The organism is Streptomyces sp. NPDC017225 (assembly GCF_044331465.1).
In the GTDB taxonomy this organism is placed as follows: Bacteria; Actinomycetota; Actinomycetes; order Streptomycetales; family Streptomycetaceae; genus Streptomyces.
Genome location: NZ_JBIRNE010000008.1, coordinates 273,225 through 290,093 on the forward strand (window position 1 = coordinate 273,225; position 16,869 = coordinate 290,093).

Consider the following 16,869-nt stretch of genomic DNA (forward strand, 5'->3'; position numbering starts at 1 on the left):
GGTGCCGGACCCGTTGGCCTCTTTGCGTCACACCCTTGCCGTGTCGAGGCGTGAGGCACGGCACGGGCGGCTCAGCCCTGAAGCCGGCTCCGCATCTGGGACAGGCGCCGGTCGAAACGGAGGTTGAACCAGGTCAGCCAGCCCAGGAAGGCGACTGCCAGGGCGAGGGTCAGGCTCCCTGCCGCGACGGAGCCGGAAACGAACCACAGAATCGACGTCCCGAAGAAGACGACGGCCAGGAGCGGGAACGCCCACCAGCGGTTGCGCCGCAGCCTCCGCTGACGGGAGTCGACCAGCGCCGCCATGGTCTGCCGCTGTCGCGGCTCCTCGGGCGGCGGCCCGCCCTTGAGGATCCGCCGCTCCATGGCGGGCACGTCGTCCGGTTCCGCACCGGTGTCCCGCGCGTCGTGCCGACGGCGACGGCGCACCAGGAACACGATCCAGACGCTCATCAGGGCGGCACCGACGAGTGCCGACGGCCACGCGTCGGCCCCGTTGAAGAGCAGTCGCACCACCAGGCCGACGGCCAGTGCGGCCAGGCCGATGACCGACAGTCTGTCCCGCCACCGCGGCTCGGATGTGTCGTCGCGTCGCTCGCGTCTGTCCATGTCCGCCTCTCGGGCAGTCGAATCCCGTGGTGTCGCCAAGATGACCGTCCAGGTACCCGCCCGAAGGCCGGGAACACTTCGGCCGGCACCGAAGCGACGGGCCCGTAGCGTGCGGGACATGAGCGAAACGAACACCGTCACCCCAGCCACGGCCACCGCCGTCACGCCCGCCGACGCCGTCACCGGCATGGTCGACCACGTCCTCGCCCTGGCCGCCACCTGGACCCGCTGGGACGGGCGGCCCGCGCACGTCGACGGCCGCGTCTACACCCCGCACAAGGCGATCCGGCGCGTCGCCGACCACATGGTCGACCATCTCGCGGAGCTGGAGGCGCGGTTGGCCGGTGAAGCGACGCAGCCCGACCACTGGCACGCCTCCCTGGTCACCACGGACGCGGACCGGGCCCCCTTCACGCGGGAGGACCTCGACGAGGCCCGCAGCCGCCTCGTCCGGCTCGCCCGCGTCTGGTCCAACCGCCTCGACGCGCTCACCGACGAGCAGCTCGACCACTCGCCCGGCGAGGGCTGGAGCTTCCGCGAACTCGCCGCGCACCTCACGGAATCCGTGTACTACGCCGACGCGGTGGGTGACCTGTCGTGACCGCCTTCGCCGAGCTGCACCGTGCCGGTGATCCCCTGCTGCTGCCGTGCGCCTGGGACCACGCGTCCGCGCTCGCCCTCGCCGGGCAGGGCTTCCGGGCGATCGGTACGACCAGCCTGGGCGTCGCGGCAGGGGGCGGGCTGCCCGACGGGGCGTCGGCGACCCGCGACGAGACGCTGCGGCTGGCCCTCACCCTGGGCTCGGCACCGTTCCCGCTCTCCGTCGACGCGGAGGACGGCTTCAGCGACGACCCGGACGAGGTGGGGGAGCTGGCGCGGCAGCTGGCGGCGGTCGGGGCCGTCGGCATCAACCTGGAGGACGCCCTGGGACCCGTCGACCGGCACGCCGCGAAGATCGCCGCGGTCAGGGCGGCGGCCCCCGGCCTGTTCGTCAACGCCCGTACGGACACGTACTGGCTCGGCGACGGCGAGAGTGCGGGTGCCGGTGCGGGCCGCGTCACGGAGACGATGCGGCGCCTGGACGCCTACCGTGAGGCGGGCGCCGACGGCGTCTTCGTACCCGGCCTCACCGACCCCGGCCGGATCGCGGCCCTCGCCGCCCACGTCGACGTCCCCCTCAACGTCCTCTACTCGCCCACCGGTCCCACCCTCCCGCACCTCGCCGACCTCGGCGTACGTCGCGTCAGCCTCGGCTCGCTGCTGTACCGGCGGGCGCTGGGCGCCGCCCTGGAGACGGCGGCCGACATCGGCGCGGGGCGGGTCCCGGGCGGCACGACGCCCACCTACGACGAGGTGCGGGCCCTGAGCTGACCAGGGGGGACGTCGTTCGGGACCGGACGGGGACGCGGAGCCCGGCACGCCCCTGCCCAGGTTTCACGCCTGGGCAGGCGGGGCGGCGGGCGGAGATCACCTACGGGTCGTTCAACGTTCACCTTCTTCCTCGATTCTCCTCGGAGCCGCGCACGGCGGCGGTATCCAGGAGGACTTCATGGGGCACGGTCACGGGCACACGCACGGCCATCACCACCACGGACACGCACATCCGCACGACCACGAGCACGAGGCCGCGCAGCCCCTGCCCGCCGCCTTCGACACCAGCGTGCCCGACGAGGCCCTGAGCCCCGAGCAGCAGTCGCGCCGCGGCCTGCTGCGCCGCGCGGGTCTGCTCGGCGCCGGACTGGCCGCCGGCACCGTCCTCGCCCAGACCGCGACCGCCGCCCCCGCCCAGGCAGCGGGCAACGGCCGCCGCAAGAAGGGCTTCCTCTGGCTCGCCGGCGACCACCACATCCACACCCAGTACAGCAGCGACGGCAAGTACCGGGTCGTCGACCAGGTCCGCCAGGGCGCCCGGCACGGCATGGACTGGATGGTCATCACCGACCACGGCAGCGTCACCCACGCCAAGATCGGCGTGGAGAAGGTCAACCCGGACATCCGCGAGGCCCGCGACGCCCACGAGGACACCCTCGTCTTCCAGGGCCTGGAGTGGAACATCCCGGCCGCCGAACACGGCACGGTCTTCGTCCACCCCGGCCGCAACGAGGTCTCCGTCCTCAAGCAGTTCGAGACGGACTACGACGGCGGTGTGAAGGGCGCGGGCGACTCCACGCCCGCCAACGAGGCCCTCGCCGTGGCCGGCCTCTCCTTCCTCGCCGACCAGGTCAGGCGGCGCAAGGTCAAGGACGCCCTCATGCTCGCCAACCACCCGGCGCGCAAGGGCATCGACTCCCCGCACGAGATCCGCGCCTGGCGCGACGCCACCTCCCGGGGCCACCAGATCGCCGTCGGCTTCGAGGGCGCCCCCGGCCACCAGGCGGCCGGCCTGCCGAAGCCGCTCGGCATGGGCCGCGCCCGCGGCATCTACGACGGCAGCCCGGGCGCCAACTCCTTCCCCGGCTACCCGCTGGAGAGCTACCGCACCTGGGGCGGCTTCGACTGGATGACCGCCACCGTCGGCGGCCTGTGGGACAGCCTCATCGCCGAAGGCCGCCCCTGGTGGATCACCGCCAACTCCGACTCCCACCAGGTGTACGCCGACACCGCCGCCCGCGGCGGCGGCGACTTCGCGGCCAACGGCCGCTACGACGACCCGGTCTACGCCGGGCAGATCGACGTCACCCAGGGCGACTTCTGGCCCGGCCAGTACAGCCGCACCCACGTCGGCTCCGACGGCTTCGACTACGCCGCCGTCATGGACGGCATCCGCGCCGGCCGCATCTGGGTCGACCACGGCCAGCTCATCAGCGGCCTCGACGTGCGCGTGTCCGGCGGCGGCCGCTGGGCCACGCTCGGCGGCGCCCTGCACGTCCGCAAGGGCACGCGGGTCACCCTGTCGATGGACGTGGCCCTGGCCGGCGGCCCCAACTGGGCCGGATTCACGCCGAAGCTGGCCCGCGTCGACGTCATCCAGGGCGAGGTGACCGGCGAGGTCGCCGACAAGGACACCTTCACCGCGCCGACGGCCCGGGTGGTCAAGTCGTACGAGGTGAACAAGGACACCGGCACCGTCCGGCTCACCTACGACCTCGGCCGCGTCGACCGCCCCGTCTACCTCCGCACCCGCGGCACCGACGGCAACCGCTCCGCCGTCGGCGCGCTGGGCGCCAAGGTCGACCCGGCCGGCCCCGCCATCGACGTCGTCGGCGACGCCGACCCGTGGCGCGACCTGTGGTTCTACTCCAACCCGGTATGGATCCTGCCCTCGTGACGCCGCCCTTCGCGCCGTACGCCATCGGCATCGACACCGACGCGACGACACTGCGCGAGGCCGACCACCTGCTCCAGGCGCTCGCGGCCGAACTCGACCTCCCCGAGGACGTCTTCGGCTGCACACACCTGGTGCGGGACGGCCGCCCGCGCGTCGCCCTGTCCCTCGCGGCCCACGCCGCCGGGGCGGAGCCGGTCCTGCGCACCGCCCGGGACCGGCTCACCGCTCAGGGGTACGAGGTGGGCGACGGCGCCCCGGACGAGGCCGGCCGCGCCGTCCTCTACCCGGGCGCGGACGCCCTCACCGGCACACTGACGCTGGCCGACCTGCTGGCGCGCTCCGCGATCGAGCGGGTGACCGTACTGGGCACGCCGGAGGAACCGCCGGCGGACACGCGGCTGGTGACCCGGGAACACGTCCGCCCGCAGTGGCACAGCGGCCGCCTCGTCCTGGCCGCCATGCCCGCCGCGGGCGGCATGCTGGTGCCGTTCGAGGACCCCGACCCGACACCCTGCTGCGCCGACCACTGACCGGCGCGGAGCCCCACAGGAGTGCGCTCAGCCCGCCAGCACTCCGCGCACGAACGCGTTGGTGAACTTGCCCGCCGGGTCCAGCGCCCCGGTCAGTGCCCGGAAGTCGTCCAGCCGCGGGTAGAGCGCGCGCAGCCCGTCCGCCGGGGTCGTGAACACCTTGCCCCAGTGCGGGCGGGCCGCGAAGGGCGCGAGTGCCTCCTCCAGCCGCCGCACCACCGGCAGCACCGCCGCCGTGTCCTCGACCCAGGTGAAGTGCGCCGCCACCGTGTCCCGCCCGTAGGCCGGGCTGAGCCACTGCTCGTCGGCGGCGACCGTGCGCACCTCGCAGGTCTGGAGCACCGGCGCGACGGTCTCCCGTATCGCGTCCATCGCGCGCAGGGCGTCCAGGGCGTGCTCGCGGGGCATCAGGTACTCCGACTGGAGCTCGGCACCGCTGCTCGGCGTGAACTCGGCGCGGAAGTGCGGCAGCCGCTCGTGCCAGGGACCCGGCACCCCGAACTGCTCGGTGCAGTTCACCGCGGGCATGCCCGGTACCGGGTGCATCTTCTCGGTGGCCGGCGCGGCGTACGGGAAGCCGGACAGCGGCTGGTCGGTGCGCCGCTTCAGCCACACCTGCCGGAACCCGGGAGCCCGCCAGTCCGTGAAAAGGCTCACGCTGTACGCAGCCGCCATCACCGTGTCGAAGGCCGCCGTGTCCAGTCCGGCGAGCGGCAGCTCGGTGAAGACGTGCTGCTCGACCTCGTAGGCCGGCTCCAGGCCGAGGGTGAGCGAGGTCACCACGCCCAGCGCGCCGAGCGAGGTCACCGCACCGCCGAACCGCTCGTCACCGCGCGCGACGGTCACCGTCGAGCCGTCCGCCGTGACCAGCTCCACCTCGCGCACCACCGACGCCAGCGAGCCGTTGCCGACCCCGGAACCGTGCGTGCCGGTCGCCACCGACCCGGCGACCGAGATGTGCGGAAGCGACGCCATGTTCGGCAGCGCCAGCCCCCGCCCGTGCACCAGCCGGGCCAGCTCCGCGTACCGGACGCCGCCGCCCACCCGTACCGTACGGGCCGCCGTGTCGACGTCCACCTCGGCCGGCAGCGCGGCCAGCGACAGCAGGGCGCCCTCGGCACCGGGCTCGGCGATCTCGTTGAAGGAGTGCCCGCTGCCCAGCACCCGCACCCTCGCGCTGTCCGCCACCAGGGCCCGCAGCGCGTCCAGTGAGTGCGGCCGGAGCAGCTCCTTGGCCGTGTAGGTGATGTTGCCGGCCCAATTGGTCACGGTGATGTCGCTCATACCGCGAGAACCTACCCGGCGCGCCTGGAAGGGGCCCCGGGCGGGAAGCCGCATCGGCGGGGGCATACCGTGAGAAGTCGAACGCCTGAGCCGGGAGGAGACACGGATGGGCAACCGCACCGCGCTGGTCGAGGATCTGATGGAGCGCTTTCCGCATGTGCCGCGGGAAGCCGTCTTCAAGGAGGACCTGCTCCGCGGCGGGGTGGCCTTCGACGCCTCCGCGCTGAGTGACAACGAGGACGGAGACGTCAAGCCGAAGTCGTACTTCATCTTCTCCTTCGACCACGGCACCCTGCCGGAGCTGGGCGAGGCCGCGCTGCGCCGCCCGCCCGAGGAGATCATCCTCACCGGCGGCCCCTACGACCTGCGCCGCACCGTCGTCTCGGTCCGCGTGAACCCGGCCTCCCCCTACCGGGTCGCCGCCGACGAGGAGGGGCAGCTCGGCCTCTACCTGGACGGCAGGCGGATCTCCGACGTCGGCGTGCCGCCCATGCCGGAGTACTACCGCCACAAGCTCGCCAACGGGAAGTCGGTCATGGAGGTGGCCCCGACCATCCAGTGGGGCTACCTGATCTACCTGACCGCCTTCCGGGTCTGCCAGTACTTCGGCGCCAAGGAGGAGTGCCAGTACTGCGACATCAACCACAACTGGCGCCAGCACAAGGCGGCGGGCCGCCCGTACACGGGCGTGAAGGACGTCGACGAGGTCCTCGAAGCACTGGACATCATCAACACCTACGACACGGCCAAGACGTCCACCGCCTACACCCTCACCGGCGGCGCCATCACGTCGAAGGTCCAGGGCCTGGACGAGGCGGACTTCTACGGGCGCTACGCCAAGGCCATCGAGGAGCACTTCCCCGGCCGATGGATCGGCAAGGTCGTCGCCCAGGCCCTGCCCAAGGACGACGTCCAGCGCTTCAAGGACTACGGCGTCCAGATCTACCACCCCAACTACGAGGTGTGGGACGAGTACCTGTTCAAGATGTACTGCCCCGGCAAGGAGCGGTACGTCGGCCGCGACGAGTGGCACAAGCGCATCCTGGACTCCACCGACGTCTTCGGCGCGCGCAACGTCATCCCGAACTTCGTGGCGGGCGTCGAGATGGCCGAGCCGTTCGGCTTCAAGACGGTCGACGAGGCCATCGCCTCCACCACCGAGGGCCTGCGCTTCTTCATGTCGCACGGCATCACGCCCCGCTTCACCACCTGGTGCCCCGAGCCCACCACCCCGCTCGGCAAGGCCAACCCGCAGGGCGCGCCGCTGGAGTACCACATCCGGCTGCTGGAGGCCTACCGCGCCACGATGGACGAGTTCGGCCTGGCCTCGCCTCCCGGCTACGGCCTGCCCGGCGCCGGCCGCGCCGTCTTCTCCGTCAGCTCCTTCATGGACAGCCTGCCGGAGGACGCGCCCGTCGAGGTGTGAGCCGGAGGGAGCCGAAGCGCGAGCCGGCCAAGGTCAGCACAGCGGTCGTCCCGGGACCCGGACCGTGAAGCTGACCAGCGGACCGAGCCACACCCGGTCGCCGTCCACCAGAGGCTCCGTGCGGCCGGCGACCAGGACCCGGTCGTTGATCCGCACCCCGTTGGTGGAGCCCTGCGGGACCTCCGTCAGCGAGGCGGTGCCGTCCTCGCCGTGGGCGACGCGGGCGTGCCGGGACGACACCGTCGACTCCTCCGCGAGGAGCCCGGCCGCCTCCGGGGCCCAGTCGGGGTCCCGCCCGAGGGACAGTTCCCCGCCGGGCGGCACCTCCAGGCGGCTCCCGGCGCCGCGGAACACCAGACGCAGCGCCGTGCCCCGGGACGGCGCCCGCGCGGTGCCCGTCGGCGCCCGGCCGCCGGCCTGCGGTGACAGACACGCCGGGCACGCGGCGGTGCCCGCCGGGAACCGGGCGCCGCAGTGGGGGCACGGGACGATCCGCGGTGTGGTGGTGGACGATGCCACGAGAGTGGCGGAACCGCTCCCGCGCGGCGGCTGACCGGACGTCGGGACCCATTCCAGACCGTCGTCCTCGGGCCCTCTCGCGTCGTCGTCCTCGTCTTCGTCGAACCCGGGGGCCGGCACCGTCATCGCGCCCCGCCTCCGGCGCCGTTCTCCGTGCCGTTCTTGAAGTCGACCGCGATCTCCACCCTGCCGGTCTCGTCCTGTCTGACGTCCGAGACGAGCGCCGTCGCACCCGGGCGCAGATGGGGCTTGGCGAACAGGGCGCGGGCCAGCGGGTTGATCAGATGCGTCTCCAGAACCATCCCGACGCCCCGCCCGCCCTTCCACGGGTCCTGGGTGCAGTGGCCGAGCAGCACCTCGCGCGCCTCGTCGGTCAGTCCCAGCACGATGCCGTGCCCGGCGGCCAGCTGCCGACGGACGTTGCCGACCTGGAGATCGAAGATCTGCTCGGCCACCTTGGGGGAGATGAAGTCGAACACCACGACGTTGCCGCCCAGCCGGTTCATCAGCTCCGGCCGTCCGATGACCCGTTCGAAGTGCTCCTTGATGTTCCTGCGGACCATGGCCTCCAGCTCCGGGTACGGGGTGCCCGGCTCCACCAGCGGCTGCCACTCCTGGGTCTGCGGATCGGTGCGCTGCACGCCCAGGTTGGAGGTGAAGATCAGCACGCACTCGCTGAAGTACGTGGTGACGCCCTGCCCGTCGGTGAGCCGGCCGTCCTCCAGCACCTGGAGGAACTTGTCGAGGACGCCCTTGTCGGCCTTCTCGATCTCGTCGAAGAGGATCACCCGGAACGGGTTCTCCCGTACGGCGGTGGTGAGTTCACCGCCCGCCTCGAACCCGACGTAGCCGGGCGGCGCCCCGACCAGGCGGTCGGCGGAGTGCGCCGCGGAGAACTCGCTCATGTCGAAGCGGAGATACGCCTGGTCGCTGTCGAACAGCACCGAGGCGACCGCCTTCGCCAGCTCGGTCTTGCCGGTGCCGGTGGGCCCGGCGAAGAAGAGCACACCGCGCGGCCGGTGCCCGGGGCTGGTGGCCTGCGCGCCGGAGAGGCCCAGCGCGGCCCGCTTCAGGATGTCGAGGGTCATCGCCACGGCGGCCTCCTGGCCCAGGACCCGTCGCGGGATGGCCCGCTCGTCCGAGGGGTCCTCGCCCTTGAGGATGCGCAGGCGGATCTCGTCGCGGCTCCACGGGTTGCGCTCCACGCCGAGCCGGTAGATCCGGACCGCGTCCGGCATCCGGTCGAACGGGAGGTTCCGGGCGAGGGCGAGGCGCAGGCTCTCCTGCATGGCGGTGAGGTTCATGCCGGCGGCGGCCCGCGCGAACGCGCCGACGGTCTCCTCCGCCGCCTCCTCGGTCGTCCGGACCCCGGCCGGCCGCTCCCCGTCCGGCTGCCAGGACGGTGCGGTGCGCAGGTACTCCCGTCGAAGCTGCCGCGCCATGCGGCGCCGCTCGTCCGCGTCCGGCTCGGGCACCGCCACGGTACGGATCCGCTCGCTGCCCGCGAGCAGCCAGTTCGGCAGGTCCCGTTCGCCGTCGGCCAGCCAGATCAGCGGGTTGAACAGCGCTCCGGCCGCGTCACCGGTGGCTCCGGGCGGGCCCTCCACGGGCTTGGCCTCGACCGCGAGCTGGAGGCAGGCGAGGAAGAAGTCGCGCTCCTCGGGGGTCAGCCGGTTCACGTCGCTCACCAGCCGTGAGGCGTGGTCGATCACCAGGGCCACGCGCAGCGGCGGCAGTACGCGGTCGCCGCGCACCTTGGCCCGTTCCGGTCCCCAGCCCTCGCTGATCGCCCTCAGCTGCGCCACCGTGCGCTGGGTCTGCGCCGGGCTGGTGCCAGGGAAGTCCAGCGGCTCCAGGAGCGTCAGCACCGCCTCCCGGACGCTCTCGTCCGCCTGCATCACCTGGACGCCCGAGACCTGGTCGCACAGCAGCAGCGCCTGGTAGCCCAACGGGCGCAACCGGTTCCACAGCACCCCCAGCAGCGGCAGCGGGTGGTCGCGGTCGCGGATCCGTACGAGGTGCAGGTCGCGGAAGTTGCCGTACAGGACGTACTGCGCGTGCACGCTCAGGGTGCCCGCCAGCTCCTCCGCGAAGAGCGGGAACCGGGCTTCTTTCTGCAGGTCCATGTGTCCTTCCCGATGGGGGGTGCTCCGGCCGCCTCAGCGGGTCCGGTCACCCAGGGGGCGGCATCTCGCGGGCGGCCGGGCCCTCGTCGCCCGGTGGGCGGCGGCGCCGGATGTTCGTCCCGAGCGCGCCGTCCAGGACGACGGTGCCGTCCTCGCCGGGCAGGCCCGGTCGCGCGCCCTCGGTCTGCTCGATCCGTACGTCCATGTCCAGCCCCAGCTCGCGGGCCACGACGGCGAACTCGTCGATCCGGCGGCGGGCCTCCGCGCAGCGTTCGTCGTCCACCGCGCGGTCCTCGGGCCGGCGCTCGCCCGGGCCGTCGCGGTACATGGTGGCGATGCGCAGCGTGCCGCGGACCAGGGTCGCCCGCAGCCAGTGGTCGGGCTCCCAGCCCTCCGGTGTCCAGTCCAGGCGCAGTTCCTGCCCCTCGGGACACGTCGCGTCGGCCGGTCCGCCGTAGCGGGCCGCCAGTTCGGTCATGACCTCGGTCAACTGGGCGCGTACGTACAGGGCTTCCAGATGCGTCAGCCGCTCCGTGACCCGGAGTTCCACCAGTCGGCGCTCCTCGGGGGTGAGCGGCACCCCCTCCTCCAGCAGCCGGTGCAGGGGCCGCTCCGCGTCGGGCGCCCCGGGCAGCGGCTCCGTGGCTTCGGGGGCGCGACGGGTGAGGAAGTCCAGCTGGGCGGCGGCCCACTCCTCCTCGGCCCGGCGGGCCCGTGCCCTGCGGTTGGCGTCCTGCACGAACTTGCGGGCCTCGCCCAGGTGGCGCCGGGCCCGCGTCGGGTTCTCCGCGGCGTGCCGCGCGGCCCGCCCCACCGACGCGGCGGCCAGCTCCACGGTCTCCGGCGCCGCCTGCGGATCCAGCGCGGCCAGGATGTCCGCGCCCAGCCGGCGGACGGCATCGGCGTCCCGTTCCGTGCCCGCCGTCGCGCGGGGCGGTTCCACGGGGGTTTGGCCGGCCTGCTCCGCACCCGGATCGCGGCTGGTCAGGTGGCGGCTCAGCATGGCCTCCCCGCGCTCCCGGATCAGGCGCCGCCAGGTGTCGTCGGCGTCGTCCGCGTCGCCTGCGTCGCACGCCTCGTCCATCACGTCGGTGAGCCGGCCGACCTCCCAGGCCGTCTGCGCCGCCTCGGCCCGGCGCACGGCCTCCTCGAAGCACACCAGCTCCGCTCGGAGCGCGCCGAGCGGGCGGCCCACCGGGTCCAGGGGTGGAGGGAGGTCGGGGCGCGGAGGCCCCTGGCCGCCCCCGCCCGGGGCTTCGGCGCGGGCGTGCCGGGCCAGCAGCGCGGTCCTGCGGGCGTTGGCCCGCACCACGGCGTACGCGGCCGCCTCCCACTGTTCGGCCGCGGTGGCGGAGAGGGCCTCCTGCCGCTCCAGGCAGCGCTGTTCCTCGGCCGCCCGGACAGCGGCCGAGGCGAGGACCCGGGTGGTGAGCATCGCGGCGCGGCCCGCGAGCAGGACGCCGCTGAGCGTGCCGAGGGCCTCCAGCGCGGCCTGGCCCGCCTCCTGCAACCCGTGGCTCACCGCGTCCGACACCTGGGTGGCGGCGTCGCCCACGTGGGTGGACACCTGCGTGGCGGCGTCGCCCACCTGTGCCGCACCGGCGTCCGGCACCGCGTACAGGTCGACCGGCGGGGCCTGGGCCGGAAAGGCCACCCCCGGTGCCACCAGGTCGAGGGTGGGAAACGCGGCTCCTACGCTCATCCCCTGCCTCCCGTTCCTTGATCACTCGTGCCTTGGTCACTCGTACTCCGGCCGCTCGTGGCCGGGTCACTCGTGTCGGATGTCCGGTGCCGGACGGGCCCGTCAGGCACGGCGTGCGGCGATCCGGCCGCGCCGCACGTCCACCCGGCGGGCCAGCCGGGCGCGCCGTTCCCGGCGCCACGCGTGGCAGCGGCGCACGCTCCACCCGGCGAGGAGCACGACACTGGCCAGGGGCCACACCCACGGGGCGACCGCGAGCGCGTAGAAGCCCAGCAGCACCGCCCCGACCAGGACGGCCGCGCCGAGCAGCACCGACCAGAACCGGCCGGAGCGCACGAAGGTCGCGGGCCGGTCGGAGGTGCGGATCAGCAGACCGGCCAGCGACCGGCCCGGGTGGTACGCGGGTGGCCCGATGTAGGCGGCGGTCAGCAGTTCCGTCGCGAAGAGCACGGCCGCCGCCGGGACCGTCTGCACCCAGGCGGTGACGACCGCCTCCCGGGAGGCCCGGCCGAGTACGTCCGCCAGCCCGATCACGAAGCACCACGGCGCGGTCAGCACGGTGGCGCCGAACAGCGCCCAGGCCAGGGTGGGCAGCCGGTCCATGCGCCGCATGACGGCCACGACACCGTCCGCGTCCTCGTCCATCAGCCGCTGGATCTCCTCGTCGACCTGGCGCGAGTGCCGCTCGTTCGCCTCGCGGACGGCGTGCTCGGCGAGCAGCAGCGCCGTCAGCAGCCGCAACGGCTCGCTGTCCGCGCCGGACTCCACGAGCCGGTCGAACCAGGGCACGGGCGCGTTGAGCCGGCCGCGCACCGTGGCGGCCTCCGCGGCGAGCCGGGCCGCCGCGCGGTCGGGCTCACGGGCCAGTTCGAGGAGCCGGGCGTCCACGGCGGGGGTCTGCCTCAGCGCCCGGCGGACGCGGTCCAGCCCGGCGATGTCCGGGGCGCGGCGCACCTCCCGCGCCAGGTGCGGCCATCGGTCCCGCAGCGTGTCCCAGCGCACGCGCACCTCGTCCAGGCCTTCCCCGCGCGGGCGGCGGGACAGGACGGTGAGGATCTCCGGTGCCGTCGTCAGGTGCCGGATCAGGGCGAGGGCCTCGGAGTCGTCCCGGCGGGCCGCCCGGCTCAGCGCGCGGATGCCCTCGGCGGTCAGCGGCAGGCCCCACAGGGACACCTCGCGGTACGGGCCGAGCCAGGTGATCAGCCGGACGCCGGTCGCCGGGCCGGGGGGCTCGCGCAGTTCGCCGCGGAGCGCGGTGAGCCGCCGCAGTTCCTCGGGGCTGCGCCCGCCGGCGGTCTCGAACTGGCCGAGCCACTCCGCCAGGGCGGCGCGGTCCTCGGCGTCGGACAGCAGCGCGGCCGTGGCGGGCGGGTGGCAGTCCAGGGCCCGGGCCAGGTGCTCCGGTTCCGTGTGCCGCTCGCCGAGGAAGTGGAAGGGGCGAAGACCGGAGGGCGGCGGGGCGCCCGGGGCCTGCCCCCGGGTCCGGCCGGGGACCGGCGGCGACTGGCCGGCCAGCCACGCCGCGACCTCGTCGGCACCCCAGCGGTCCTCCGGGGCGCGGGTCAGCAGCCCTTCGCACAGCCGGCGGGTCCGCCCGTCGTGGACGCCGCTGACGTCGGGGTCGTGCGTGGCTGTCTCCCGGAGTACCGCTTCGTCGCTGAAGAAGTCCACGGGGTGCCTGCCCAGGGCGAGTTCGGCGAGGATCATGCCGACCGACCACCAGTCTCCCGCCTCGGAGACGGTCTGGTGGAGGGAACCGGCCTCGGGCGCGAGGTACTTCGGTTTGCCCCGCCAGGCACGCCGCGGTCCAGGGTCCTCGTCGGGCCGGTACGCGGCGACCCCGAAGTCGACGAGCACCAGGTCCAGCGCGTTCCCGCGGCGGCTCTCGACCATGACGTTGTCCGGGGTGATGTCGCGGTGGACGATCTCCCGCTCGTGCAGCGCGGACACCGCGGCGTGCAGTTGCCGGGCCACCGCCTCGACCCTCGCGGGCGGCATCGGGCCGGGGCTCCCGTCGAGGTAGGCCCGCAGGTCCGTCTCCCCGTGCGACCGGAACAGCTGGTAGGGGTGGCCGTCGGCGAGGCCGGTCTCGACCAGCTGTTCCAGGTGCGGACCGGGCTCCCCGCCGAGCAGCCGTCCCACCGCGGGGTCCGGGGCATGCATGCGGTGGTACCACTTCAGCACCAGCGGCGCGTCACTCGCCCGCGCGCCGCTCTCCCGGACGCGCAGCACGACGGCCTGGCTGGGGCGTTCGGCGGCCCTGATGACCTTGACCAGGACGAACCCGAGGGCCAGCGCCGGAGGCACGTCGTCACGTACGGGGCGGGTCTCGATCCGGCCGGCATCGGTGAATCCGCCGTCCTCGGGAGAGACGAGATCAGTCACCATCGGCCTTCCGGAAAGTCGACTTCGGGGACGACCGCAATGACGGGGGATAAGGGGGCACGACAATACCGAAGACAATTCCCGATACGGACGGGTTCCACGGAATTACCAGGGCGCGCACCGGCGCATACAGGGGGCGCACTCCGAACCGCTCTCTTCTCACGCCCCCCGGATTACCATGCACCGCATGCGCTCCCTTCCCCCGCACCACTGCCTCGTCGAGGAACTCAGGGCCCTCAGGCGGCCCGGCCTGCCCAGGCTCCGGCACTGCGCCCGGGAAGCGCTGCGGGACACCGCTCTCGCGGCCGGGCTGTGCGGCGGGGAGGACGACGAACTGGAGGGCGTCGAACGGCTGCTGGCGGCGGCCGTGCGCCGTCTCACGGGCGGCGGTCCGCTGCACGACGGCCCGGGCTGTGATCCGCTGGCCCGCGCCGCCGCGCACACCTTCGGGCTGTTCGCCGACCGGCGCGGAGTACCCGCGGCCGACCGGCGCAAGGCCGCGGCGGCCGTCTACGGAGTGAGTACCGAGCGGTTCCGGCGCAGTTACGAGCTGGAGGTGTTCGCCGAACTGGCCACCGCCGCACTGGCGCTGGCCCGGGAGGCCACGGCCAGGCCCGGACCGAACGGCCGGAGCGGCGCGGACGGCGGCGGACCGGACGACGGCGGTCCGGACGGCCGGAACGCCCTGAACGGCGGGGGCCGGAACGGCATGGCGGACGACGCCGCGGCGCGGACCGCACCCGCGTCGGCCGCCTCCCTCCTGTTCGCCGATCCGCCGCCCGCCGCCCCGGTGCCCGCGCACGTGGCCGCCCGGATCGACATCCGGGTCTGCCCGATAGAACTGGTACGGGACGCGGACATCCTGGTCTCCTCGGAGAACGTCTACCTCGAGATGTCCAAGATCTTCAGGCCGACCGTCTCCGGCGCGCTGCGCAGGGCCGCCGCCACCCGCAACACCGCCGGGGAGATCGTCGACGACGTCCTGCCGCGCGAGCTGGGCACCTGGCTCCGCAGCCACGGCCGGGCCGGCCTTCCGGTGCGGCCCGGCACCGTGGTCGCCACCTCCCCGGGCACCCTCGCCGCGCACGGCGTACGACGTATCCACCACGCCGCCGTCTCCACCCCCGTGGAAGACGGTGACCGCTACCACGTCGCACCCGCCGCACTGGCCGAGGCCGTGCAGGCCTCGTTCGCGCTCGCCCGACAGGAGCGCGCGGCCCTCTCCCTGCCCCTGTCCACCATCTGCTTCCCCCTGATCGGCGCGGGGCGCGGCGGCCTGCCCGCCCTGGTCGCCGCCCGCTGGCTGCTCTGGTCCGTCCGGCGCGAACTGCGCGAGGACACCACCTGGTCGGTGCGGATCGTGACGCGCCGGCCGGACCACGCCGACGTCCTCAGGGCCGCCAGCTCGGATCGCTGAGCGACACCCCCGCCTCCTTCGACCGCCGCTCCAGGTGGGCCAGTTCGCCGCGCGACGGCACCCCGTACAGCCGCAGGCCCACGGCGGCCCCCGTGTCGACCACCGCCTGGAGACGGGCACCGGTGCTCTCCCGCTCCTGGTGCGGCACGTAGCGGGCGACGCCCCGGGGCGTGCGCGGCCGGATGCGCTGGTTGGCGGAGCCCCGCCACACCAGGCCCGTCGGCTCGGCCACCCGGAACCGTCCGGTGATCACCGCGTCGGAGTGTCGCAGCGCCGCGGTCTGGCGCTCCGACAGCTCTTCGGGTTCGTACCCCGTGTACACCAGCAGATCGGCTCCGCCGGTACCCCCGGCGGCCGTGCCGCCCGCCGCCCCGTCCCGCAGACCGGCCGCGCCGGCCAGCAACCCGGCCAGCGCGTCCGGCTGCTGGAGGGGCTCACCGCCACTGACCGTGAGCCCCTCCGCACCCCTTTCCAACGCCTCCCCCCACAACTCCAGCAGCGCGGAAACGGATACGCGCGTCCCCCCTCGGGCATCCCATGTGTGCCGGGACATGCAGCCCGCGCACGCCAGCGAGCAGCCCTGGAACCAGACACCGAGACGCCTGCCCGGCCCCAGTGTCTCCAGGGGGAAATGGGTCCCGCCGATCCGGACGTCCATGACCGCTCCTCCTCGGGGTGCTGACCGCGAGTATGCAGGGCTCCGGATCCGGCCCGCAATCGCGTTCCCGCCTCTGTCCGGCTGGATACCGGACGGAATCCGGTTGTTTTCCGGAGGGCCGCCGGAATGGTTTGTTCCCCCTCTGATTTCACGTCTCCGGAGGCGATCGTTTCCGCTACTCTCTCCGTCACCGCGCCACGATCTCCACGGAGATCGCACGGGAATGGGGGTAGCTCGAATGATCAATTCCGGCCGCACGGGCGGAACCGCCCGAAGACTGAGAATCGGAATCCTCTCCACGGCCGTCGCCCGCGGCCACGGCCGACGCGACGCACCGGGACTCCTGGACGTGCTGACGGAGATCGGGGCGGGGCTGCCCCCCTCCACGGACGGCCTGCCGCCCTACGTGCTGGGCGTGCGGGCGCAGGTGCTCCGCAGCACCACCCGGTTGCGCTCGCGCATGCTGCTCGGCAACCGGGCGCTGAGCGAACAGATCCAGGCGGAGTCCGTCCGGGTCGTCACCCAGTACACGAGGCGCGGTGAACCGGCGCCCGCCGCCCTCGCCCGCTACGGCGGATCGGTCGGCACCTGGCGCAACTCCGCGGCCGTGTGCCGGTCGCGCGCCCAAGGCCTCGTCGACGAGGCGAACCATCTGCTGACCTGCTACTGGGACGCGGCCTGGACACGCGCCCGCCGTATCCGTGAGATCCCGGAGCTGCGTCCGACCGGCTGGCTGCCGGGCCGGATCGAACTGGACGCCACCTGGCACCGGATCGACGACGGCCTGCTGTCCGACCGCTGGTACGGATCCGGGCCACCCCGGACGGGCGGCGACCCGGCGGCGGTCGCGCAGGCCCTGGCCATCCTCGACAGCCAGGCCACCGGGGCCGGCGCGCCGCGCGGAACAGGCAACAGGGGATGAGTTCCCCCTCCACAAGGAAGGTCA

14 protein-coding genes are annotated in these 16,869 nt (G+C 73.8%); 7 read left to right on the forward strand and 7 right to left on the reverse strand.

The genetic code is table 11. The features are described 5' to 3' along the window. Positions 1–71 precede the first annotated feature (71 nt). Positions 72–608 (reverse strand): hypothetical protein, encoded by a 537-nt coding sequence (locus tag ACH4NX_RS19990; RefSeq protein ID WP_398129239.1) that lies wholly within the window; start codon positions 606–608, stop codon positions 72–74. A gap of 118 nt (positions 609–726) precedes the next feature. On the opposite strand from ACH4NX_RS19990, the gene ACH4NX_RS19995 reads away from it, so the two are divergent. The 4 genes from ACH4NX_RS19995 (at position 727) to ACH4NX_RS20010 (ending at position 4,406) form a co-directional block, all read left to right on the forward strand. After that, entirely contained in the window at positions 727–1,209 is a 483-nt protein-coding gene (locus tag ACH4NX_RS19995; protein ID WP_351391799.1) for a hypothetical protein, read from the forward strand. Beyond that, on the forward strand, positions 1,206–1,979 hold the full coding sequence (locus ACH4NX_RS20000) for an isocitrate lyase/phosphoenolpyruvate mutase family protein (protein ID WP_398129238.1): 774 nt from the start codon (positions 1,206–1,208) through the stop codon (positions 1,977–1,979). Before ACH4NX_RS19995 ends, ACH4NX_RS20000 begins: the two co-directional genes overlap by 4 nt. Positions 1,980–2,157: 178 nt before the next feature. Continuing rightward, positions 2,158–3,876 (forward strand): PHP domain-containing protein, encoded by a 1,719-nt coding sequence (locus ACH4NX_RS20005; protein ID WP_351391804.1) that lies wholly within the window; start codon positions 2,158–2,160, stop codon positions 3,874–3,876. Further along, complete coding sequence (locus ACH4NX_RS20010) at positions 3,873–4,406, forward strand: hypothetical protein (RefSeq protein ID WP_398129237.1); 534 nt, start codon at positions 3,873–3,875, stop codon at positions 4,404–4,406. The genes ACH4NX_RS20005 and ACH4NX_RS20010 overlap by 4 nt, the downstream gene beginning before the upstream one ends. Before the next feature lie 27 nt (positions 4,407–4,433). Here the strand turns inward: ACH4NX_RS20010 and ACH4NX_RS20015 are convergent, their stop codons facing one another. Further along, on the reverse strand, positions 4,434–5,690 hold the full coding sequence (locus tag ACH4NX_RS20015) for a D-arabinono-1,4-lactone oxidase (protein WP_398129236.1): 1,257 nt from the start codon (positions 5,688–5,690) through the stop codon (positions 4,434–4,436). Positions 5,691–5,796: 106 nt separating this feature from the next. Between ACH4NX_RS20015 and ACH4NX_RS20020 the strand changes: the two genes are divergently transcribed. Beyond that, positions 5,797–7,116, forward strand: coding sequence for a radical SAM protein (locus tag ACH4NX_RS20020; RefSeq protein WP_398129235.1), 1,320 nt, complete (start codon positions 5,797–5,799; stop codon positions 7,114–7,116). 33 nt (positions 7,117–7,149) lie between these two features. Here ACH4NX_RS20020 and ACH4NX_RS20025 read toward each other — a convergent pair whose 3' ends face one another. The 4 genes from ACH4NX_RS20025 to ACH4NX_RS20040 form a co-directional block, all read right to left on the reverse strand. Next, complete coding sequence (locus ACH4NX_RS20025; protein WP_398129234.1) at positions 7,150–7,761, reverse strand: FHA domain-containing protein; 612 nt, start codon at positions 7,759–7,761, stop codon at positions 7,150–7,152. Further along, a complete protein-coding gene (locus tag ACH4NX_RS20030) occupies positions 7,758–9,761 on the reverse strand; it encodes an AAA family ATPase (protein ID WP_398129233.1) in 2,004 nt (667 codons plus the stop codon). The genes ACH4NX_RS20025 and ACH4NX_RS20030 overlap by 4 nt, the downstream gene beginning before the upstream one ends. A gap of 46 nt (positions 9,762–9,807) precedes the next feature. After that, on the reverse strand, positions 9,808–11,463 hold the full coding sequence (locus ACH4NX_RS20035; RefSeq protein WP_398129232.1) for a hypothetical protein: 1,656 nt from the start codon (positions 11,461–11,463) through the stop codon (positions 9,808–9,810). Between the two features lie 102 nt (positions 11,464–11,565). After that, on the reverse strand, positions 11,566–13,851 hold the full coding sequence (locus tag ACH4NX_RS20040) for a serine/threonine protein kinase (protein ID WP_398129231.1): 2,286 nt from the start codon (positions 13,849–13,851) through the stop codon (positions 11,566–11,568). A gap of 184 nt (positions 13,852–14,035) precedes the next feature. Here ACH4NX_RS20040 and ACH4NX_RS20045 point away from each other — a divergent pair, with 184 nt between their 5' ends. Then, positions 14,036–15,265: a macro domain-containing protein gene (locus ACH4NX_RS20045; protein ID WP_398129230.1), complete on the forward strand. Its 1,230-nt coding sequence runs from the start codon at positions 14,036–14,038 to the stop codon at positions 15,263–15,265. On the opposite strand, the gene ACH4NX_RS20050 is transcribed toward ACH4NX_RS20045, so the two are convergent. After that, a complete protein-coding gene (locus ACH4NX_RS20050) occupies positions 15,240–15,923 on the reverse strand; it encodes a 4Fe-4S single cluster domain-containing protein (RefSeq protein WP_351391829.1) in 684 nt (227 codons plus the stop codon). The genes ACH4NX_RS20045 and ACH4NX_RS20050 overlap by 26 nt on opposite strands. A gap of 238 nt (positions 15,924–16,161) precedes the next feature. Here ACH4NX_RS20050 and ACH4NX_RS20055 point away from each other — a divergent pair, with 238 nt between their 5' ends. Beyond that, positions 16,162–16,845 (forward strand): hypothetical protein, encoded by a 684-nt coding sequence (locus ACH4NX_RS20055; RefSeq protein WP_398129229.1) that lies wholly within the window; start codon positions 16,162–16,164, stop codon positions 16,843–16,845. Positions 16,846–16,869: the final 24 nt, after the last annotated feature.